20 protein-coding genes, 1 pseudogene and 1 riboswitch are annotated in these 23,133 nt (G+C 30.9%); of the genes and pseudogenes, 10 read left to right on the top strand and 11 right to left on the bottom strand.

Features of this window, described 5'->3' with window-relative positions:
- Positions 1–10 precede the first annotated feature (10 nt).
- Together B3578_RS11775 and B3578_RS11770 are read left to right on the top strand one after the other, a co-directional pair.
- The gene (locus tag B3578_RS11775; protein ID WP_291048938.1) at positions 11–559 is read left to right on the top strand and encodes a hypothetical protein; all 549 of its coding nucleotides are present in this window, start codon (positions 11–13) and stop codon (positions 557–559) included.
- Complete coding sequence (locus tag B3578_RS11770; protein WP_291048935.1) at positions 537–842, top strand: hypothetical protein; 306 nt, start codon at positions 537–539, stop codon at positions 840–842. The genes B3578_RS11775 and B3578_RS11770 overlap by 23 nt, the downstream gene beginning before the upstream one ends.
- 95 nt (positions 843–937) lie before the next feature.
- On the opposite strand, the gene B3578_RS11765 is transcribed toward B3578_RS11770, so the two are convergent.
- Genes B3578_RS11765 through B3578_RS11755 form a run of 3 tightly spaced genes read right to left on the bottom strand, consistent with a single transcriptional unit; the run spans position 938 to position 4,544 of the window.
- Positions 938–2,980: a S9 family peptidase gene (locus B3578_RS11765; RefSeq protein ID WP_291048932.1), complete on the bottom strand. Its 2,043-nt coding sequence runs from the start codon at positions 2,978–2,980 to the stop codon at positions 938–940.
- A gap of 36 nt (positions 2,981–3,016) precedes the next feature.
- Positions 3,017–3,778, bottom strand: coding sequence for a hypothetical protein (locus B3578_RS11760; RefSeq protein WP_291048929.1), 762 nt, complete (start codon positions 3,776–3,778; stop codon positions 3,017–3,019).
- Positions 3,779–3,785: 7 nt separating this feature from the next.
- On the bottom strand, positions 3,786–4,544 hold the full coding sequence (locus B3578_RS11755) for a hypothetical protein (protein WP_291048926.1): 759 nt from the start codon (positions 4,542–4,544) through the stop codon (positions 3,786–3,788).
- Positions 4,545–4,732: 188 nt separating this feature from the next.
- Here B3578_RS11755 and B3578_RS11750 point away from each other — a divergent pair, with 188 nt between their 5' ends.
- Together B3578_RS11750 and fsa are read left to right on the top strand one after the other, a co-directional pair.
- Positions 4,733–5,485 carry an SDR family NAD(P)-dependent oxidoreductase gene (locus B3578_RS11750; protein ID WP_291048923.1) on the top strand — a complete coding sequence of 251 codons (753 nt, stop codon included), beginning with the start codon at positions 4,733–4,735 and terminating at the stop codon, positions 5,483–5,485.
- Between the two features lie 83 nt (positions 5,486–5,568).
- Entirely contained in the window at positions 5,569–6,225 is a 657-nt protein-coding gene (fsa, locus tag B3578_RS11745; RefSeq protein WP_125349844.1) for a fructose-6-phosphate aldolase, read from the top strand.
- A 386-nt stretch (positions 6,226–6,611) separates the two neighbouring features.
- Here the strand turns inward: fsa and B3578_RS11740 are convergent, their stop codons facing one another.
- The 3 genes from B3578_RS11740 to B3578_RS11730 form a co-directional block, all read right to left on the bottom strand.
- Complete coding sequence (locus B3578_RS11740; RefSeq protein WP_291048918.1) at positions 6,612–7,721, bottom strand: endonuclease; 1,110 nt, start codon at positions 7,719–7,721, stop codon at positions 6,612–6,614.
- Between the two features lie 85 nt (positions 7,722–7,806).
- Complete coding sequence (locus tag B3578_RS11735) at positions 7,807–8,241, bottom strand: hypothetical protein (RefSeq protein ID WP_291048915.1); 435 nt, start codon at positions 8,239–8,241, stop codon at positions 7,807–7,809.
- 111 nt (positions 8,242–8,352) lie between these two features.
- Entirely contained in the window at positions 8,353–9,633 is a 1,281-nt protein-coding gene (locus B3578_RS11730) for a UDP-N-acetylmuramoyl-tripeptide--D-alanyl-D-alanine ligase (RefSeq protein WP_291048912.1), read from the bottom strand.
- A 221-nt stretch (positions 9,634–9,854) separates the two neighbouring features.
- On the opposite strand from B3578_RS11730, the gene B3578_RS11725 reads away from it, so the two are divergent.
- A complete protein-coding gene (locus B3578_RS11725; protein WP_286495783.1) occupies positions 9,855–10,382 on the top strand; it encodes a GNAT family N-acetyltransferase in 528 nt (175 codons plus the stop codon).
- A gap of 74 nt (positions 10,383–10,456) precedes the next feature.
- Here B3578_RS11725 and gldJ read toward each other — a convergent pair whose 3' ends face one another.
- Positions 10,457–12,085 (bottom strand): gliding motility lipoprotein GldJ, encoded by a 1,629-nt coding sequence (gene gldJ, locus B3578_RS11720; protein ID WP_291048993.1) that lies wholly within the window; start codon positions 12,083–12,085, stop codon positions 10,457–10,459.
- 164 nt (positions 12,086–12,249) lie between these two features.
- On the opposite strand from gldJ, the gene porU reads away from it, so the two are divergent.
- The 4 genes from porU to B3578_RS11700 all read left to right on the top strand — a co-directional run bounded on the left by porU (position 12,250) and on the right by B3578_RS11700 (position 18,782).
- Positions 12,250–16,113, top strand: coding sequence for a type IX secretion system sortase PorU (gene porU, locus B3578_RS11715; protein ID WP_291048908.1), 3,864 nt, complete (start codon positions 12,250–12,252; stop codon positions 16,111–16,113).
- A gap of 37 nt (positions 16,114–16,150) precedes the next feature.
- Complete coding sequence (gene porV / locus B3578_RS11710; protein WP_286495786.1) at positions 16,151–17,341, top strand: type IX secretion system outer membrane channel protein PorV; 1,191 nt, start codon at positions 16,151–16,153, stop codon at positions 17,339–17,341.
- A 126-nt stretch (positions 17,342–17,467) separates the two neighbouring features.
- Positions 17,468–18,373 (top strand): pirin family protein, encoded by a 906-nt coding sequence (locus tag B3578_RS11705; protein ID WP_291048904.1) that lies wholly within the window; start codon positions 17,468–17,470, stop codon positions 18,371–18,373.
- A gap of 7 nt (positions 18,374–18,380) precedes the next feature.
- Entirely contained in the window at positions 18,381–18,782 is a 402-nt protein-coding gene (locus B3578_RS11700) for an OsmC family protein (RefSeq protein WP_221855955.1), read from the top strand.
- A 50-nt stretch (positions 18,783–18,832) separates the two neighbouring features.
- Here B3578_RS11700 and B3578_RS11695 read toward each other — a convergent pair whose 3' ends face one another.
- The gene (locus B3578_RS11695) at positions 18,833–19,738 is read right to left on the bottom strand and encodes a polysaccharide deacetylase family protein (RefSeq protein ID WP_221855957.1); all 906 of its coding nucleotides are present in this window, start codon (positions 19,736–19,738) and stop codon (positions 18,833–18,835) included.
- Between the two features lie 79 nt (positions 19,739–19,817).
- A complete protein-coding gene (locus tag B3578_RS11690; protein WP_286495788.1) occupies positions 19,818–20,633 on the bottom strand; it encodes an HAD family hydrolase in 816 nt (271 codons plus the stop codon).
- A 218-nt stretch (positions 20,634–20,851) separates the two neighbouring features.
- Here B3578_RS11690 and B3578_RS11685 point away from each other — a divergent pair.
- A pseudogene (locus B3578_RS11685) lies at positions 20,852–21,112 on the top strand (transposase); the annotation flags it as partial.
- A gap of 225 nt (positions 21,113–21,337) precedes the next feature.
- Here B3578_RS11685 and B3578_RS11680 read toward each other — a convergent pair.
- Entirely contained in the window at positions 21,338–21,691 is a 354-nt protein-coding gene (locus B3578_RS11680) for a DUF190 domain-containing protein (protein WP_291048897.1), read from the bottom strand.
- 10 nt (positions 21,692–21,701) lie between these two features.
- On the bottom strand, positions 21,702–23,009 hold the full coding sequence (locus B3578_RS11675; protein WP_219034981.1) for a voltage-gated chloride channel family protein: 1,308 nt from the start codon (positions 23,007–23,009) through the stop codon (positions 21,702–21,704).
- 29 nt (positions 23,010–23,038) lie between these two features.
- Positions 23,039–23,107, bottom strand: a riboswitch (Fluoride riboswitch).
- Positions 23,108–23,133: the final 26 nt, after the last annotated feature.

Raw genomic sequence — 23,133 nt, 5'->3', positions numbered from 1 at the left:
TTTAAAACCTATGAAGTCAAAAAATCTAATTTTATTTATATTGTTGATGGTTTCATCATTGATTTTTGCACAAGAAAAAATTAATAATATTGAACTTTCTATTGGAAATTCAAAAGATTTTTTTGAGAATGTTTATGTAAAAGACCTTGAATCTCAACAAAGAAAAATGCTTAAAGATGGATTTTATATTCTTGAAAATTCTTTTCAGAAAGGAAAATTTGAAATAAAAAATGAATTAATTAATGGAGATATTGTTTTGTATGAAGGAGAAAGTTATAGAAAAGAGTATGCGATTCAGAATTCTAAAATTATAACATTAAAAATATATCATAATGATTTGTTAGAAACTGATACATTTAGAGCAAATGATAAATTAAATTTCAAGAGTTATAATGATCAAAATAGACTTACCAATGAAGGTTTTGTTTCTTTGAATCGCCAAGCGCATTATAAAAAAGGAATTACAAAATCGTATTATAAAAGTGGAGTATTAGCTTCTGTGGAGAATTCAATTTTAGGAATAAATACGAGATACTATGAAAATGGAAGTTTATGGTAAAAGTTATGAGAAATATAATGAAGATGGAACTTTAGAAACAAAACAATATAGGAAAGAAGGTGTTTTTTATATTGAGAATTATTACAAAGGAAAACTATCGTCTAAACAATATGAAACGAAAGATAAGGAAGAGATAACGCTTGTTTATGATCATGATAAGTTTATAAGAAAAGAAGTAATTAAGAATATTGATGGCGAAAAATATCTTTATAAATATTCGCCAAATGGAGAATTTATTGAAAAAGAGAAATATTATGCACCAGGAAAAGTAATTTCACCTTAGTCGATTATACCTTTTCTGTATTTTACAAAAAGTGGAATTTCATTCATTAAAAAATACAAAAAGCCAACAAATTTGTTGACTTTTTGTATTGAAATTTATTCTGTAATCCCTTCTAACATAAATAAGAAAGCATCTTCTTTTGCATCTTCTTTCAACGATTCAAATCGGCCAGAAGCACCACCGTGTCCTGTATCCATATTTGTATCTAAAAGTAGAATGTTATTATCTGTTTTTAAATCTCTTAATTTCGCTACCCATTTTGCAGGTTCCCAATATTGTACTTGAGAATCGTGCAAACCTGTCGAAACATAAAGGTTTGGATAAGCTTTTGCTTCCACCTTATCGTATGGCGAATACGATTTCATGTAATCGTAATATTCTTTTTCGTTCGGATTTCCCCATTCATCATATTCCCCTGTTGTCAATGGAATAGAATCGTCTAACATTGTTGTCACAACATCCACAAAAGGAACTTGCGCAATTACCCCATTGAATAATGTTGGCTCGTAATTAATCACAGCTCCCATCAACAATCCACCAGCAGAACCACCCATCGCGTACAAGTGTTTTGATGAAGTATAATTTTGTTGAATCAAATATTTTGCTGCATCAATATAATCAAAAAATGTATTTTTCTTTTCTAACATTTTTCCATCTTCATACCATTCGCGACCAAGATATTGGCCACCACGAATATGCGCAATCGCATAGATAAAACCTCTATCCAAAAGACTTAATCGAACCGAACTAAAATAAGGCTCGATCGTGTAACCATATGAACCATAGGCGTAAAGTAGAAGAGGGGTTTCGGCAGAAAGAGGCGTATCTTTTCGACGAACTAATGAGATTGGAACCATTTCGCCATCGCGAGCTTCTGCCCAAATACGTTCAGAAATATAATTTTCTTTATCAAAATCACCTATAACAACTTGCTCTTTTTTGATTTCGAATGTTTTATCATTCATGTTAAAATCAATCACAGAAGAAGGAGTTGTCAATGATGTATATCCGTAACGCAATATGTCAGTATCAAAATCTGGATTTGTTCCAACATTTGCTGTATAGGTTTCTTCATTAAATGGCAAATAATAATCAGTTGAATTGTCCCACGCTTTGATATTCATCTGCAATAAACCATTTGTACGCTCTTCGATAACCAAATAATTCTTGAAAATTTCGAAACCTTCAATCAATGTTTCTTCGCGATGAGGAATTACATCAATCCAATTTTCTTGTTCTGTTTTTTCGACAGAAGTTTTCATTAATTTGAAGTTAAATGCATCATCTTTATTGGTTTGAATATAAAATGAATCACCAAAATGTTCGATTGAATATTCTAAATCACGTTCTCTTTTTTGAAAGATTTTAAACTCAGCATCTGGTTGATTAGAAGGAATATATCTAAACTCGTCAGAAACAGTACTTGAAGATCCAATAATGATGTAATCTCTAGATTTTGATTTGTAAACAAACGCATTAAACGTATCATCTACTTCTTCAAAAACTAAAATATCATCTTCTTGTTTTGTACCTAATTTGTGTTTCCAAATTTGATAAGCACGCAATGTTTCATCTTTTCTTGTATAAAACAAAGTCTGATTATCAGCGGCCCAAACAGAACCTCCAGTTGTGTTTTCTATTTTATCAGAAAGAATTTCTCCAGTTGTTAAATCTTTGATCTGAATCGTATAAATTCTTCGCGAAACATTATCAACTCCAAAGGAAACCAATTGATTATTTGGTGCCATCGAAATTCCACCCAATTGATAGTACGAATGACCTTCAGCCATTGTGTTGACATCAAAAAGAATTTCATCTGGATTCTCTAAACTATCTTTACGACGTTTGTGAATCGGATATTCTTTTCCTTTTTGATATTCCGTCAAATACCAATAACCATTCAATTTGTACGGAACAGACGAATCATCTTCTTTGATTCGCGCTTTCATTTCCTCAAAAAGTTTGGTTTGTAAAGCTTCTGTTGGTTGTAGAATAGCTTTTGTGTATTCGTTTTCTTGGTTCAAATAATTGATAACTTCAGAGTTTTCACGATCATTCAACCAATAATAATTATCGATGCGGATATCTCCGTGTTTTTCTAATTTTTGTTCTATTTTTTTCGCAATAGGTGCTTGCATTTTCTAAAATTTAAGGTGCAAATGTACTATAAAAACTTACTTTGAATAAGTTGTAGTTGACCAAGATTTATCACCTGTTTTATATTCGATGATGATATTATTTTCGTTTAAATAACCAATTGTTTGATAATTTCCGTTTTGAGAAATCACTGTCACATGGAAAATATTTTGTTGAGCAGCTGGATAAAATTGTGCAATAACTTGTGAATTTTCTTGGTCGATTAATACAAATACGTTGTTATTTGTACTTGCTGTTGTGTAATTTTTTCCGTTCGATTTGTAAACGTTTTTGTTTTCTACAGTTTTTTTTGACACTTGCGTAACGACTTTATTCGTTGTTTCTTTAACGGTTGTAGTTGTTGTATTTTCTGTTTTAGTTACAGGTAAATCTTTCGCATTTTGTTTTCCAACCTGATTCATAGCAAATGTTAAGGCTTCTTGATAACCTTTTGTAAAATCTTTTTCCTTTGACGAACCTTCATAAGTTGAAATCACATTATTATTACAGTCTGTAAACGTTACTTTTAATTTATTTTTAAAAGCAACAGAAGTATTTTCAATATTTGCTTTTGTAGCTAAACAAGGATTGATTTGCACATCTAACGGAATAGAATTTTCATTTACTATTTCATATTCTTTTTTTCTCAAAGCAGTTTTCAATCCTGTATTCAATTGATAATCTTCTTTTACGAAATCTTTAAAGAGTTGAGGAACGATAACATATTTATAATCAGCTACATTTTGTGCTTGTAATGACGATAAAGCAATAAGAAATAAACTTGATAATATAGTTTTCATTATAAGATTATTTAGCCGATAATTTAACTTCTTTCCAACTATTATTTTCAGAAACCTCATAGGAAATCGTATTTCCACTGATGTATCCTACCGAAAAATAATTCGAATTTCCTTTAGTAACAATTACTCTGTAAATTCCATTTTTTAGGGTCGGTTCAAATTTTGCAACAACTTGATTTCCATTTTCGGACATCAACATAAAACCACCATTTTGCAGTTCTATTTTTTGATACGTAGTTGTTCCATCTGTCAGCAAATTAGTAGCTGTTACCTGAGTTCCTTTTGGTTCTGGTATATATGCAGTTGTTGTTTCTGTTTGGGATTTATCTAATTTTACCATCGGAACAGAAGCTTTCGCATTTTGAGATTTTAAAGGATTTAAAGCTAGTTTTATAGCTTCTTGGTAACCTTTGTCATATTCTTTAATCTTAGAAGTTCCTTCAAATTTTTGAATACTTTTATTAGAACAATCTGTAAAACTTACCTCTAATTTATTATTCAAAAAACTTTTAACTTTTAAAATATCCGCATTCAAAGCTAAACAAGGATTTTGCACAACTTCTTGTGGCCAAGAAGATTTATCAGAAGGTAAAACTTCATATTTTTTCTGCGTCAAAATATATCTTAATCGATTATTTAATTGATATTCATCTTTATCAAAACTAGAAAATTTTTCAGGAATATTGATGTACTTATAATCACTTGTTTCTTGTGCATTTATCGTAGAAAAACTACATAAAAGTATAGCAGCTATTAAATTTTTCATTTAAAAAGTTATTTGTATCAAATATAAAAAAATAGAATTGTTTTAACCTAAATATATTTGTTATGCTGAATTTTTCATTCCAAAATAGTTAATAAAATTGAATCATTTAAAATAATATTATTTGTAAGAAATGATTTATAGATCTGATTATAAATGATTAACTTTATTTAAATTAAAATCATAAAATTATGTCAAGTTTAAAAGATAAAGTTGCGATTGTAACTGGAGCTAGCTCTGGAATTGGGAAAGCTGTTGCTGAATTATATGCCAAAGAGGGTGCGAAAGTTGTGGTTTCGGATATTAATGAAGAAGGTGGAAATGAAGTAGTAGAAATTATCAAAAAGAATGGAGGAGAAGCGATATTTTTCAAAGTTGATACTTCTTCGCCAGAAGATAATGAAGCATTAGTAAATAAAACGCTTGAAGTTTATGGAAAACTTGATATAGCTTGTAACAATGCTGGAATTGGTGGTCCTGCCGAGCTGACTGAAAATTATCCGTTAGATGGTTGGAAAAAAGTAATAGATATCAATTTTAATGGTGTTTTTTACGGATGTAAATATCAATTACAAGCAATGGAAAAGAATGGAGGAGGTTCTATTGTTAATATGGCTTCTATTCATGGTACTGTCGCTGCGCCAATGAGTTCGGCTTATACTTCTGCAAAGCATGGAGTTGTAGGTTTGACGAAAAACATTGGAGCGGAATACGGACCAAAAAATATTCGTTGTAATGCAGTTGGACCAGGTTATATTATGACGCCTTTGTTGTCGAATAATTTGAGTGCAGATCATTTAGAGTTGCTTGTTACAAAACATCCAATGGGTCGTTTGGGGCAGCCAGAAGAAGTTGCGGAGTTGGTTTTATTCTTAAGTTCGGACAAAGCATCCTTTATGACAGGCGGTTATTACCTTGTTGATGGAGGATATACAGCGGTTTAAAATATTTTTGATCGAATCTTTAAGATTAAATGGTTTTCTATAATTTAATCCTTAATTTTGCCTGAACGAAATACAAACAAACAATGAAATTTTTTATCGATACAGCTAACTTAGCTGACATTAAAGAAGCCCAAGATTTAGGAGTTTTAGATGGTGTAACAACAAATCCATCTTTAATGGCAAAAGAAGGAATTACAGGTCAAGAAAATATTTTGAATCACTACAAAGCAATTTGCGAATTAGTTGACGGAGATGTTTCTGCTGAGGTAATTTCTACTGATTTCGAAGGAATGGTAAAAGAAGGTGAAGCTTTAGCAGCTTTAAATCCTCAAATCGTAGTTAAAATTCCTATGACGAAAGATGGTGTAAAAGCGTGTAAATACTTTTCTACAAAAGGAATCAGAACTAACGTTACTTTAGTTTTCTCTGTAGGACAAGCATTATTAGCTGCAAAAGCTGGTGCAACTTACGTTTCTCCATTCATCGGACGTTTAGACGATATTTCGACAGATGGTTTAAACTTAATCGAAGAAATTCGTTTGGTTTATGATAACTATTTGTACGAAACTCAAATTTTAGCTGCTTCAGTTCGTAATACAATGCATATTGTTAATTGTGCAAAAATTGGTGCTGATGTTATGACAGGACCTTTATCATCAATCTTAGGATTGTTAAAACACCCATTAACAGATTCTGGATTAGCACAATTCTTAGCTGATTACGCTAAAGGAAATCAATAAATTGAATAGAATTTTCTATATATGAGTCGCTTAATTTTAAGCGACTTTTTTTATGAATTTATATTAATGAAAAGCTTTTAATTATCAAGTTGATAAAAATAGTGTTAATAAATAAAAAAAGATGTTTTATTATGAATAATATAAAATTATTAATTGTAAATTGATAAAAGTATTAGAAACTAAAATATTTTTTATTAGTATGTTAAAAACATTTATTTTATTATCAGTCACGCTTGGTATCCCTTTTGTATTAATCATGTTTCTTTATGGAAGCACATTTTTTAAGAAAAATATCAATAATGACTAATAATTTTTTCCATTTACTAAATTAAAAAATCCTTCACTTGTATGAGCGAAGGATTTTTTTATGATGGTTTGATTAATGATTATTTTATTACAACTCTTTTGTTGATTTCCATTTGTTTTCCAACAACTTTGATGATATAAATACCTGGGTTTTTGAAATTAACTTCAACTTCTTTTTGATTTGACGAATTTGAAACTTCATTAATTAATTGTCCATTGAAATTAAAAACAGAAACTTTCTGAATTGATTTCGAATTATTTTCAAGTTTAACTTTAATCGAACGATTTGTTACATTGTAAATTGAAACATCATCACGCTTTTGATATTCGAAATCTCCAGTTCCTAAATTCGAACCCCAAATTTTTTCTGCATATTCAGGATGATCAATAAATGGGTTTCTGTTTTTTTGGTATCTGTAGACTAAATTATTAATATCTTTTTCACGATCAGAAACAGGATCATTTAAATGCCAAGTCATTAATATTTTCAAGAAAGTATCTGTAAAAACTTTATCTTTTGTTTTATTAAACATAGCATAAGACCAACTCTGAATACCATTTTCTTGATAACGAGTAGCAAAATAAAAATAAGCACGAGCTATATCACCTTTAAACTCATCAATTGGTTCGAAAACTGTTCCAGAAAATCCCGCAGAGTATCCAGAGTTTTTATTACTTCCTAATTTAGAGCCATTTAAAGAAGTGTATGTTGCACTTTCAACAACTCCATAAGGAAAATTATCTCTTTTATTATTAACATAACCATCAGTTGGCCAGATATGGAATGCATCTGCAACCATAGGAGAGTTTTTATTAAAAACACTTTGAGGAATAATATGCTCTCTGTTGTAGCAGTCTCCTTCATTTTTATAACCAGAACTGCCACATTGATCTGAAGATTTTATAAAATTATAAGGATCAATTTTTTTCGGTATCTCTGAATAAATATCATAAATAGAATTATCTTTTTCATCATATTTATCTAAAAAACCATTATCAGAATCTGTTCTATTATAAAGCGTCCATAATCCTCCATACGTTAAATCTGTGTGGTTTTTTATTATTTCATATAGCTGTGTTTTTAAGGTAAAGCTGCTACCAGTTGCATTTTCGTAATAGTTACTTGGAGCTTGAGCTGAGGCTAAAATACTTACTGTAAATATGGATAAAGTGTATAAGATTTTTTTCATAAACAATTTAGTTAAAAAAAGCTGTGATTTTCACAGCTTTTATTTTGTATAAATTTATGAAATTTAAAGTTTACTAATTGTTAAATTACTTACTGTAATTTTGATAAATCACCAATGAATCTTGAATTTGTTTATTTAATAATTTATATAAATCTGGTTGATTTAATGAAACTCCAGCTATCGATTTCAATTTTTTCTGAAAATTCTTAGAACCTGACAAAAATTTTGCTCGATAAGAATCTTTATCCATGACTTTTTTGGCTTGTAAATCTTTAAAATCTTTTCTGATTTTTCGTGCATATAATTCAGATAAGTCAAATTGCAACTGCATTTCTTTTAAAATTTCTGCATGTTGCATAGATAGCCACGAATTACTTTCATCAAATTTATTGGTAACCCAAAGTTCAGGAAGTTCTCCAGTAGATTCTGCAATTTGCCAACCTAATTTTGAATCTAAAAATCCTTGAGGAACCTTTGTTTGAATAGGTTTCTTTTTAAAGTTTTCGTAATTAAGTTTCATATCTTTTTTCCATTCAATTACAGATTGAGCCTGAAGAGAATGAGAAGTGAAAAGAGTAATTATAATAAAAAAAAATATTGATTTATTCATCAGATAATCAAGGTGTTGATTTTAAATATTTTCTAACAAATCAAGTCTCATGCCATGAGAACCTTTTATCAAAATATTTCGAGTTTTGATTGGATTTTCTTTTAAACATTCTTCAAATGCAACGCGGTTTTCAAATTTTTGTACTTTCGGATTATTCGTAATTGTTTCACCAAAATTATGTCCTAGAATATAAATTTGATCAAAATCTAAACTTTCAGCTAAATCTAAAATACGTTGATGCTCAGCTTTGGATTCTTCTCCAAGCTCAAACATATCACCAATAATAATTGTTTTAGAACCTTCAAATTTTGCAAAATTATTTAACGAAGCTTCCATACTACTTGGGTTTGCGTTGTACGCATCCATCACAATTTTGTAATTTTCTTTATTGATAATTTGTGAACGATTATTTGATGGAAAATAATTTTCGATTCCATTTTGAATAGATTTAGCGTCAATCCCGAAATGTTGTCCAATTGCAATTGCACACGAAATATTGCTAAAATTATAGTTTCCTGTTAAATGTGATTGAATTTCTAAATCTTGGTATTTAACCGCCAAATATTCAGTTTCATTTTCTATCAATTCGATTTGAACATTAGCATTATGTTGATCAGAAAATGTAATTCGATTAATATCCTCAGTTTTTTCAACTTGAATTGGATCATTAAAATTAACAAAAGCAGTTCTGTTACTTGCTCTCAAAAAATCATATAACTCAGATTTACCTTTAATCACACCTTTAATTCCTCCGAAACCTTCTAAATGAGCTTTACCAAAATTAGTGATATATCCAAAATCTGGTTGAGAAATAGAAGCTAATAACTCGATTTCTTTTTGATGATTCGCACCCATTTCGATCACAGCCATTTCTGTATCTTCTGGAATAGATAGTATAGTTAAAGGAACCCCAATGTGATTATTCAGATTTCCGAAAGTATAATGCGTTTTGAATTTCTCTTTTAAAACAGCTGAAATCAATTCTTTTGTCGTTGTTTTCCCATTAGAACCAGTCAATCCAATAAATGGTATTTTAAGATAATTACGATAAGTTCTCGCTAAATCTTGTAAAGTTTCTAAAGCATCATTAACCAAAAAAATATTTTGAGATGTATTTTCAAATTCTTTCTCGTCAACAATTGCCATTGCAGCTCCTTGATTGATCGCTTCTTGAGCGAAAGTATTTCCATTAAAATTAGCTCCTTTTAAAGCAAAAAAGATACAATTTTGTGAGATGTTGCGTGTATCAGTCGTAACGATTTTCGATTTAAGAAATTGATCGAATATTTCTGTTGTATTCATGTTATCTAAATAAAATAGATGAGATTCTGTTTTAAAAAAAATAGAAAGAAATTATTCTTTTTATTTCGTACAAATATAAAATTTTATGATTCTATTTTTGACATTTAACGAAGTAATTTACGATAATTGCAAATAAATTAGATGAGATTAATCTTGGTAGCACAAGTTTCTCTATTTTATTTATTATATTAAAAAAATATCTCTAGGACTTTGATAAAAGTATGAAAATAAAAGAAATTACCATTAACGAATTAGAAACTGAACGATTGATTCTTGTTCCTTTTACGATTGATATTTGTGAAAATATGCTGTATAATGATTTTAATATGTTGTATGACAAAGGTTTTGTAAAAAGCAAAGACTGGCCGGATAAAGATATGATGGATACAGTGCCTAAAATTATTCAGAAATTATTAATTCATAATTACGTGACAGGCTTCGAATCCTGGATGATTATAAGAAAGGATACGAAAGAAATAATAGGTGATGTAGGATTTAAAGGGTATAATGCGGAGGAACAAAGTGTAGACATTGGTTATGGAATCATCCGTAAAGAAAGAAGAAAAGGATTTGCAGAAGAGGCGTGTAGAGGTCTTATAAAATGGGCATTTTCTCAAGAAATAGTAAAAGAAATAACAGCCAAATCTTTTTCAGATAATGTCAAATCGATTAATTTATTGAAAAAGCTTGGTTTTGAAAAGATTTTTGAATACAAAGAATTTGTGTATTGGTCATTGATCCAATCTTGAGAACAGAAAGAATTTAATTAACAAATAAAAACTCGATACTATAGTACCGAGTTTTTTTTTATTAAGAAAGATTTTTATCCTCTACGTTTACGTTTTGATTCGAAACTACCAGAGTATTCTTGTGCCACACGGAAACCAATCCAGTTTGTTGCACTTGCTTGGTGTAAGTAACGTCTTTGTCCTGGATCTATCCAGTAAATAGGGTCTTTCCAAGAACCACCTTTTACAACACGTGTTTCATCAGAGATGTCAGAAGTACGTTTAGAAGAATCTTTTTCTAAGATTACTCGACCTTTTTCATCTACTCTAAATTTACGTTGAGGAGCGTTGTACATGTCTTCTGTTGCTTGATCAGCAGATTTACCTTCCTCAGTACGTGGTGATAAAGAAGAATTAGGGTCACCATCACGATAATTTGTTAAATCGTATTCTATTTGTTTTTTGTAAGCGCCTGGTAATCCTCTATAAACTAAACGTCCGTTGTCTAATGTATCATATTCAACATTTGTTTCGTCATATTTTTCAAAACCACCTGCGCCATTGTCAATTTTTGTTTTTAAAATATTTCCACGGTAGTAGTTGAAATCGTTTGCTTCTTCATCAATAATTGGACGATAAACATCAGAAACCCATTCAGCAACGTTTCCTAACATTCCGTAAAGACCAAAATCATTTGATGGATATTTACGCACATCACTTGTAATTGCAGAACCATCGTTTCCAAATCCTCCAATACCAGAGTAATCTCCGCGTCCTTGTTTGAAGTTGTCTAAATATTGTCCTCTTTGAGCTCCTTTTGTAACTCTCAAGTTATTTTGAGCAACATCTTTTCCTTTGTATTCGTTGTATTCACGATTTCCAGGTAAAGCTAATGCTGCATATTCCCATTCAGCTTCTGTAGGTAAACGGAAGGGTTGTACTTCATCTGAACCAGTTGCACGATTTGCTTTTAAGATACGTGTATTTTGCGTTTTAATTTGATTCGCTTTCATAATTTTAGTCGAATCAATCGCTTCGTTTACATTTGTATCGCCTAACTTATATTGTTCAGCACTAAATGTTTTATTTCCGTAATTATACTCCTCGTTATTGTAATAATCTTTTGATAAGATTCCTTTGTTCATTAAAGATTTTTCAAGAGCACGGTCTGTTAACCAATCACAATAGTTAACGGCTTGTAACCAAGAAATACCAACTACTGGGTAATAGCTGAATTCTGGAGAAAATAAATAATTTTCTGTAGAGAAATCATCACGAGATAATTGATTGTTAAAAACCGTTTCATCTGGTAATGCTCCATTATAAATATCCTTGTATTGCGTGTCTTCTGGTGGGAAAACAACTTTCAACCAAGTTAAATATTCTCTATATTCGTAGTTTGTAACCTCAGTTTCACCCATAAAGAAAGATTTTACTTGCATACGAACAGGAGAATTATTCCAATCGTGTAACACGTCGTCTTTCGTAATTCCCATCGTAAAAGATCCACCTTCGATGAAAACCATTCCAGGCCAAGCTTTGATGTTTTCTTTCTTTTTACCTGAAAAAAACCAACCTTTACTATCGTTTGGTTTCCATCCTGTACGGCTTGTGAAATTTTTTGTTCCACCTCCTTTTTTCTTTCCTGAACTGCTTGCACAACCCATGAACACACTCATAGTTACAGCTGCAAGGGCAAGAGAAAAAATACGTCCTTTATTCATTTTCATAGAATATTTCTGGTTTTCGAAAATTAAATTTAATGCAAATAAAAGCATTTGACATTAATCTTACAACGAAAAAATGCTTTATTTCTTGTATCAAACGTAAGAATTATTTTTTTATTTTACGATTGAAAATATATTTGTCAAAATAGCGTTATTCAGACATGAAGAAATATTTTATTTTAGTTGCAACTTTGCTTCAATTTCCTCAATTATTTAGTCAAAATTACAAAATAAATTGGGAGAATAATCAAACAATTTCTTTAACGAATGGAAATAAGGTAAATGTGCCGTTTTTTTCGAATAAAGATAATTATTTTGTTGGAGGATATTTTCTTCCAGAATTTGTCGTTGAGTTAAATTCTACAAATCAAGAAGTTGAATTATCAAATGTGCAATTTAGAGAAGTACAGGATGAATTGGCCGATTTGAATACGTCTTCGATTACAGATAAAATTAATTTTTCTTCATATAATATTATTGATAAAAATGGTCAGCAAAAACTAATTTTTAAAGTTGTACCATTTGTCAAACAAAATGATAAGATTTTAAAAATAGAATCTTTCTCAATTGTACCGAAATCAATTCAATCTCGAAAAACATCTTCTCGAAAATTAATTGATAATTCGACTACAAGTGTTTTGAAAACGGGAGATTGGTACAAAATAAAAGTCTCGAAAGATGGAGTTTTTAAATTAGATAAAAGTTTCTTTACTAAAAATGGAATTCCGACCAATTTTAACCCAAAATCGCTAAAAATCTATGGAAATGGAGAAGGGCGTTTGATGGAGAATTTAACGGAAGATAGAACTGGAGCTTTGAATGAAATTCCAATAAAATTTGTTGGAGGTGAAGATGGAAGTTTTGATAGTAATGATTACGCGTTGTTTTATGCGAAAGGTCCGCATCAGTGGTACAGAAATAATACGACAACGTTGAAAGATGCAAAAGTTCGCTATAATTTGTATGATGATTTTGCTTATTATTTTATCAGTTTTAATGGAGAAGATGGCAAAAGAGTAGGAGAACAGGCGCTTACAGCAAGTCCTATAAAAACTTTTTCTACTTTTGATAATTTACAATTTCATGAAAAAGATTCGATTAACTTAAATGGTCTTGGGCAAATTTGGGTTGGAGAAAATATTGGTTTAAATGGAGGTTTCAAGAAAACGTTCAAAGCGAATGCTGTAAATGGTGGAGAAGCATATTTGCGTTATGCGGTGGTTGGAAAAAATGCAAACAATACATCATATAGCGTTAATTTAAATGGACAAACTTTTACTCATTCTTTAGGAAACTCTTTATTTGATAGAAATATTCAAGATAAAACAGTTTCATTAGGTTCAAATTCTATCGATATTGCGGTTTCTTCTAGCGGAACCAATCCTTCTGGATTAGCTTATTTGGATTATTTACAATTGCGTTTCAAAGATGGTTTAACATATAGCAATGAGCAATTCACTTTTCAGTTTTTAGAAGATATTAATAATGGAAGTGTGAATGCTTTTTCATTGAATAATGCTGCAAATGTTTCTGTTTGGAATGTTTCTGATATTCATTTAATTTCTTCAATTGTTCCGCAAAGTAATTTGTATAAGTTTAGCACAAATCATCTGAATCAGTTTGTCGCATTCAAGGATGAAAATGCTTTTACAGATGCAAAATATGTAGGGAAAGTAGCAAATCAAGATATTCGTAGTTTAACCGATATTAATTATATAATTGTCACGCATCCAAAATATTTGGATCAAGCTACTCGCTTGGCGAATTTTAGAAAAGAACATGATAAGATAAATGTTGCAGTTGTAACAACGGAACAAGTTTACAACGATTTTTCTTCTGGAAGTCAAGATCCTATTGCGATTCGTGATTTCTTTAAATTCTTAAAAGATAGATCAAGTCCAAATTTAGAATATGGTGTTTTGTTTGGAGCAACAACCTATGATCCAAAAAATAGAGTAAAGGATTTTACAAATTATCTTCCAACTTTTACAGACGAACCTTCTCTTGATATTGATGGTGCGATTGCAACGGATGATTATTTTGCAATGTTAAATGATAATGTAAAAATGTTATCGAATAGCGTAGACGGAATTTATAGTTACGATGCCAATTGGTTTGAAATAGCTGTAGGACGAATTTCTGCTTCTAATTCTACTGAGGCAAAGATTTTGGTTGATAAAATAGTTTCATATTACGATAAAGTTCAAGGAAAAGGGACTTCCTATGGCGATTGGCGAACAAAAATTGTTGCAGTTACTGATAATGATAATAATGTAAATACTCCAGGCTTAAATGCCAAAATTGATACTGAATTTTCTAAACCTGAGAATCAAATTTATACGATTAATAAAATATATTCGGGAGCTCATCAACCTGAAAGTACTTCTGCCGGAGTTAGATATCCAACCGTAAATCAAGCAATTTTGAATGGAATCGAGTTAGGTTCAAACTTCTTGATGTATTACGGTCATGGAGGTCCTCGTAGTTGGGCACAAGAGCGAATTATTACAGCAGAAGAATTAACAAATTTATCCAATTTTAATGCAGCTTATTCACGTTTACCTATCGTAACAACTGTGACTTGTGATTTTACAATTTGGGATTTACCGCAATATAATTCTGCCGGAGAAGCTATGTTGAAAAACGCAAATGGAGGAGCCTTGTCTATGATAACAACCAATCGTCCAATTGGAACAGGTTACGGAGATTCGATGAATAATTTTTTGATCGAACAGTTTTTCAAGAAAGTTGGAATAGAAAATCAAACAATTGGTAAAGCGCTTAATGAAGCAAAATTAAATTATTCTCCAAAACATCAAAATAACAAAAGTGTAAGTATTCTTGGAGATCCGATGTTAGTAATTCATCGTCCACAACAAGATATTGAAATATTAAGCATCAAAAATAAAAAAGATGTAGATGCCCTTGCTGGTGGTAAAATGCAAGCATTAGATTTTATAACGATTACAGGTAAAGTAAATCAATTATCTAATACTTCAATTGATAATAGTTTCAATGGGAAAATTGCGATTAGTTTGTATGAAAAACCTGAAACGAAAACCATTTTATCGGAGTCTGATTGGGCTGGAAAAACTTTCGAAACAGAAAATAAAACAATTTATAAAGGAATAGGAAAAGTAGAAAAAGGTGAATTTACGATTCAATTTTATGTTCCGAAAGATATTAATTATGAATTAGGAAATCGTAAAATAAAATTTTATGCTTGGGATGAGAAAGATGGTAAAGACGCATCGACTTTAAAAACAATTACGATTGAAGGAATTAACGAAGAAGGATTGAATGATGATGAACGTCCGCAAGGAAAATTATATATGAATAACCTTCATTTTGCGAATGGAGGAATTACAGATCGTTCGCCTTATTTGGTTGGTTGTTTAACTGATAATTCAGGTATTAATGCAACTGGATCGAGTATTGGACACGATATTGTTGCAACGCTTGATGGAAAAGTGCAAGATGCTTATGTGTTGAATGAATATTATGATGGAGGTGATGCAAACCCATGTATCAATAAGAATTTTGAAGATTATCAGAAAGGACAAGTAATGTATCAATTGAAAAATCTTGAACTTGGTCAACATACTGTGAATTTAAAATTTTGGGATATCAACAATAATTCGAATACTGTAACGTTAGACTTTGTAGTAATGGAAAATGGAACAGGACAATTACATATTGATAAATTGTTAAACTGGCCAAATCCATTTACAAAGAATACGTTTTTCCATTTTGAACATAATTGTGATTCTGAGTTAGATGTAATGGTTCAGATATTTACAATTTCAGGAAAATTAGTCAAAACGATTCGTAAAACTGTTTCAGCAGAACCTTTTAGAGAAGGATATCGAACAGGTAAATATGCGATAGAATGGGATGGTTTGGATGATTTTGGCGATAAAATAGGAAAAGGTGTTTATATTTACAAGGTCAATGTGAAAGGTGTTGATGATACGGTTTGTAAAGGATCAGCCACCGCAGTTGAAAAACTTGTCATATTAAAATAATAAACAAAAAGAAAAAATATAATCAATAATATAACGAATGAAAAAAATTACAGCAAGTTTATTGATTTTAGCATCAGGATTTACTTTTGCTCAAAATAAAGATGAAGTTAATAATCCGATAATGACAGGAGCTCCATTTTTAAGAATTTCTCCAGATGCACGTGCAGGTGGTTTGGGAGATCAAGGAGTTGCAACTTCTGCGGATAATTATTCTCAATTTTGGAATGCGGCAAAGTATTCTTTTGCTCCTGATTATTCAGGTGTAGCCTTTTCATATACACCTTATATGGGATCTTTGGTGAATGATGTATTTTTATTGAATGCTACTTATTATACGTTTTTAGGTCAAGATGAACGTAGTACATTAGGAGCAAGTATCTATTATTTCAATATGGGCGAAATTCAGTTAAATAGACTTGGAGCAGGCGGTATTGATGGAAGCGATATAATTAATGACGGAGTAGCCAAACCAAATGAATTCTCAATCGATTTATCATATGGTTTACGTTTAACAGATAATTACTCGATGGCGGTGACAGGTCGTTTCATTCGTTCAGATTTATTCAATGGAGTAAGTGATGGTACAGTTCAACCAGCAAACACTTTTGCTGTAGATATTGCTGGATATTATCAATCAGAAACAATGAATACAAATAATTTTGAAGGAAAATTACGTGGAGGTTTCCAAATCTCTAATATTGGTCCAAAATTAGATTATTCAAACTCAGAAGATAATGCATCATATTTACCAACAACATTACGTTTAGGTGTTGGATATGATTTCAAATTTGATGATTACAATAAAGTTGGTATTACAACAGAATTTTCTAAATTGTTAGTTCCTACACCTCAATATGAATATGATGAAGAAGGGAATGTAACGAATCGTTATATACCTAATAAAGGTGTAATGTCTGGAATTTTCAGTTCATTTGGAGATGCTCCAGGGGGAGGAAAAGAGGAGTTAAAAGAAATTATGTATTCTGTTGGTGCAGAGTACTCTTATAATGATGCTTTGTTTATCCGTGCCGGTTATTTTCACGAAAGTCCAATGAAAGGTGATCGTCAACATTTGACATTAGGTTTAGGGCTAAAATACAATGCGTTTGCTTTTAATGCTTCTTACTTAATTCCAATGTCAGATACAAACAATGCTTTAGAAAACACATTACGTTTCGGTATTGCTTGGAATTTTGGAGGAGAAACACAAAATAGTTACGATTACTAGAAATCGTTAAGATTAAGTTATAATTGGCTAACCTTTTGGTTAGCCTTTTTTTATTTATTAACTTAAATCAAGTTTTAAATTAATAGTTAAAACTAATTTTACATCAATTAAAAAACTAAACTAATTATGTCTAACGTTGGATTAATTTTAGAAGAAAAAGCTGCTGATATAGGAAATTTTTTGGTTGGTAGATTATTACCATTTCGTCAAAAAAGACATGTCGGACCATTTGTATTTATCGATCATATGGGACCAACAAAAATGAAAGATTATCAAAATCTTGATGTAGGACCGCACCCACATATTGGTTTATCAACTTTGACTTATTTATTTGAAGGAGCGATTATGCATCGCGATAGTTTAGGAACTGAATTAGAAATTCAGCCTGGAGCTGTGAATTGGATGACTGCTGGTAAAGGTGTTGTACATTCTGAGCGAACTCCGGAATATCTACGTACAACAGAAAAAACATTACATGGTTTACAAATTTGGGTGGCTTTGCCAAAAGAATTAGAAAATATGGAGCCGAGTTTTGTTCATGTTGAAGCAGATAAATTACCAAATTGGTCGGACGAAAATGCTGATTATAGATTGATTGCTGGTAAGTTTGGTGAACATACTTCTGGCGTGCCTGTTTATTCCCCTTTATATTTTATTGAGATTAAAGCGAAAAATGATTTCAAAGTTTCTTTAGGTAAAGATTTGTATGGAGAATCTGCTTTGTATGTATTAGAAGGTTCTATCAAAGATGGAGGAGAGACATACGGAACAAAACAATTATTAGTTGCGAAAGAAGCTACTTTGTGTGAGTTCGAAATTACGGCTGGTTCTACCGTTTATATTTTTGGAGGAGAAGAATTACCGGAAGAACATTTTATCTTTTGGAATTTTGTAAGTTCTTCAAGAGAAACGATTGAAACGGCGAAGGAAAATTGGATTAATCATCGTTTTCCTAAAGTTCCTGGAGATGACGATTACGTTCCGATTCCGCAAGCTCAACAAAAATCTAAAATAAAAGAAAACGAAAAATAAATTGATAATGAGTGATATTAATGTAACATCAACTTCGACAGATAAAAATTATATTTCGAATATTAAAGCTGGGAAACACGAATTTAATGTAGATGAACCTTTAGATAAAGGAGGTTTGGATACAGCTGCAAAACCAAGCGAATTATTGGGAGCTGCATTGGCTTCTTGTACTTCGATTACATTGCAAATGTATATGAATCACAAAGAATTTGCTTACAAAAAAGTTGAGGTAGATGTCAATTTTGATATGATTACAACTGAGCCAATTACTTTTCAGCGTCATGTTATTATAGAAGGTGATTTCGATGAAAAACAACAAACAAGATTATTGAAAGTTGCAAATTCTTGTCCTGTACACAAAGTGTTAGAAAAAGGTCACGAAATAGAAACAACGATAGAGTTTATTTAATAAAAAAAACCACTTCATCTGAAGTGGTTTTTTTTATCTTAATATTTTATTTAGCTAATCCTGGTTGGATATCCAGAAATTCCTTTAATAACAATTTTCGGATTACGTTTCAATAAAACAATTAATTGTCTTAATTTTTCTGCATTATAATCTTCATTAAACATATCATCGTGCATTAAAATTACCAAATGATTTTTTTCGAATGTTTTATTTTGATCCAAACGATGTACAATTCCTTCGTAAATTTTTTCAGGCGAAGAAAGCTGATGATTGACAGATTTTTTTCCACTTCTTTCCCATTCATAATCCCAACCATAGATATAGTATTGATTTTTAGCCAATAAATCAGCTGCTGGAATTGCATTTTTTACTGGATCGTCTTTTTTGCGTTTGTTCAAACGCCATGTATTACGTGCAGGTAAACGAACCCAACGAGAATGTATGTCTAATACCACCTCATTTTTGCGAATATCTTCATAAACATTTTCTGGAACACTGTAAAAAGCTTTGTATTTGTTACGCGCATGCGAAAAAGTATGGTTAGCAATTTCTACATTTGGATTGGCTTTATAATCTTCTACATGTTGTTTCAAATCTTTCGTAAAAGCATTAAAACCAACTAAGAAAACCGTTCCTTTTACATTTTCTTCGGTTAATATTTTATTGATATTTTTACTTCCATTATATGGACCATCGTCAAAAGTTAGGTAAACATATTGTTTTGTCGAATCAATAGGATTTTTCCTTTCTTCTTTTGCAATAGTATCTAATTTCAAAACTGAAGAGTCAACTTTTACCGTATAAACAGAATCAACATCATTCTGCAAAATTTCTTTTGGTTCAGAAGAAGTTGTTGTTTGATTTTGAATAGGATTATTTTCGTTTTTACAAGAAAAAACAAAAAGTAAAGTTCCAATTGCAAGAAAGCTTTTTAGATGTTTGTTGATAGCTAACATTGATTGTTTAGGTTTTGTGCGAAATTAATAATTTAATCTGATTTGAAATGTTAAATGATTGATGTTATTTGTCAGATTATTAAGTGTTTACGGTTTTTAATTGTTGTAAATATTGCTTAATAACTTGAATTACACCATCTTCATCGTTAGAAGGCGCTTTAAAATTTGCCACTTCTTTTACATTTGGATGCGCATTTTCCATTGCAAAACTATATTTTGCCAAATGTAACATCTCCAAATCATTCATAAAATCCCCAAAAACAATGATTTCTTCAGAAGAAATATCCAATTTATTCATCAAAGCTTGTAATGCAACTCCTTTGTTCGATTTTTTGTTCATTACATCTAACCATACTTCTCCAGAAACCACAACTTTTAATCCATATTTTTCAAAATCAACTAATTTTGGAAATACATTAAATTCTGTTCCATCAGCGTGATTTACTGCAATTTTAATGAATTGTTCATTTTCGATTTTAGTTAAATCATCAACCCAAATATTTTTGTCATAATAATTTTTAAAATATTCTAAAAAAGTTTCATCTTTCGATTCCACATAAGCTGCATTTTTACCAGCCAAAACAATATTTGCGCCTTCTATTTTACGCACTTCTTCTACGATTTCTTTTACAACAGACCAATCCAATTCGTCAACAAAAATTTCTTCACCTTTATAGGTAACATAGGTTCCGTTTTCAGCAATAATTGCCAATTCATCTTTTATATTTTCAAAATAAGAAATGATACTATAATATTGACGACCACTTGCAGGTACAAATGTGATGTTGTTTTCTTTTAATTCTTCGTAAATTTTATTGAATTCTGGACTTAACGAATGATTAGAACGTAACAGAGTTCCGTCCATATCTGTCACGATTAATTTTATATTTTGCATTGATTTTTCTTAAATAAAAAGGTCTCATAATTGAGACCTCAAAGTTAGTTATAAATTTTTGGTTTGTTCTTCTTCGTTGTTCACGTGCTTAGAATTTTATAAAAAAATAAGAAAATTGTTCAATAGTGTAACTTTTTCTCCATGATATTATCGAGTAGTTTAAGTATTATTCAATATAAGTTTGTGTAGAGGAGTGACAAAAAAGAAGTTAATGTAAAGAAACACCTAAAAAAGCTAATCAAAAAGAGTATAAACCACAATTTTATGCGTTCAAAAAATATAGAAAAAGAATCGAAACCTTATTCTCTCAGCTCTGTGATCAGTTTATGATTAGACCGAAATTGTGCCAAAACTTTCGGTGGTTTTAAAACCATAATTTTAGCCAAAATTACAACTTTAACCACTATTCAATATCTAAATAATTTATGTTTAATAGAAATAGAAATAGTAATAAGCTAAAAATTAATCTTGTCGAATAATGCTCGATGGGTATTAAATAATGTTTGTTTACATGTTATAATGTTATTTTATAATTTATGAACCCGTTTTAATTTTATCAATAAACCTGTCATTTCGAGTGGAATTCTGAAAGAATTTTGTATCGAGAAAAAGGTTTTTGAAGATAAAATTCTATTCTTGATACAATTTTTTTCAGCCTATCCTGAGTTTATCAAAGGGTTCAACAGGCTTTATAAGTCCTTTTTTTATTGGTCAATCTTAAAACATTCATTATTTAGTAGAATAACATTTGTTTCGTTTAGCTCTTTTCTATTTTGCCCTATAAAATTTTTTAATTTTTCGGCAGTGTCCACAAGTTCAAGGCAAACTGGATTTTTTTTAGATGGAATTTCTGAAATATTGAAACTTATCTTATCGTTGTCTAAATAACCAGCTTTTGCAATAAAAATATTGGCTTGTTCAATATTCATTTCTTTCGCTTTCTTTAAAAGTAATTGTCCCAAATTGTTGCTCCAAAGTCGTTGCCATAAAGATTGTCCTTTGACTGTTTGTCCGTAGCCAAAATAAATTCTCATTACGTTTATATTGTTTGTATTCATATTCACAATTTTAAAGTTCATTTAATCTTTTTCCTTCGTGGTTCGAAAATCTTTTGTGCTTTGGTTCGCCAACCATTTGTTTGTTGTAAATGCTGTTATGTCCTGAAACTAAATATGCAACTACACAAGCAATTGCAACATACACTCCGCAATCAGCACCAAAAAGTTCAATTGCCATAATGCTACAAGCTAATGGCGTATTCGTTGCTCCTGCAAAAACGGCAACAAATCCCATTCCTGCTAAAAGTGCTGTTGGCAATGGAATGAAATAACTTAATGCGTTACCTAAAGTTGCCCCAATGAAAAACAGTGGAGTAACTTCTCCACCTTTAAAACTTGCTGCCAATGTGATGATGGTAAAAATCATTTTCAAGGCAAAATCATACATAGGTAATTGTTCTTCAAAGGACTGAACAATTGTAGGAATACCTAAGCCAATGTATTTTGTTGTGCCTATTGCCCAAACTGCAAGAGCAACAATAACACCGCCTATCAAAGGTCGGAAAGGTGGATACTCAATTTTTGATTTGAAAATAGAACTTGCCTTATGTATTGTTTTACTAAATGTTGCTGAGCATAATCCAAAAATAATTCCTGCAATGATTGCGTAAATGATATTTAAAAAAGAGATGTCGGGAACAAAATTGATGTAGTAATGAGTATGGTGTGTTTGCCAAAGTTTCGTAACTAAGTCTGCGAAAATAGCGGCTGCAAATGCGGGAAAAATAGCATCGTATTTTAATCGTCCGATTAAAAACACTTCTAAACCGAAAATTGCACCTGCCAATGGTGTACCAAATACAGACCCAAAACCTGCGGAAATGGCTGAAATGATTAAAATTTTTCGCTCGCTTTCAGAAAGTCGGAAAGGTTTACTGAATTGGTCGGCAATTGCACCCGCCATTTGTAGAGCTGTTCCCTCACGCCCTGCCGAACCACCGAATAAATGTGTTACCACGGTTCCGATATAAACAAACGGAGCCATACGGAAGGGAATAATTTGTTTAGGGTCGTGAATGGTATCAAGAAGTAAATTGTTTCCTGGTTTAATGTCTTTGCCCAAATAATAATAAAGTAAGCCAATGAAAAAACCACCAATAGGCAACAATGCAATTAACCATAAATGATTTTCCCGATAATTCGTAACCCAATCCAATGATTGAAGAAAACCTGCGGAAGCACTACCAACACAAAGTCCGATAAATAAGCAAATGAATGTCCATTTGAGGATGTAAGGAATAGTTGGATAACGTCTAAACAACGACCAAAGTTGTAAATTGATTTTTTTGCTGAATGATTTTTTTTGTTTTGTCTGCATAAACTACCTGATTAAATGTTAAACACTTAACTTAATCAGGCGTCATCAGCTTTTTTTATAGCGGTTGGGTAAGGAAGAACACCATTTCCTTTTTCGTCTGCTACTGTGGGTACGTCATATCCTC

The sequence above is a fragment of the Empedobacter sp. UBA1574 genome (assembly GCF_002322895.1).
GTDB lineage: Bacteria > Bacteroidota > Bacteroidia > Flavobacteriales > Weeksellaceae > Empedobacter > Empedobacter falsenii_B.
The sequence above is the reverse complement of the archived record's forward strand: the minus strand, read 5'-3'. Positions and strand labels throughout refer to the sequence as shown.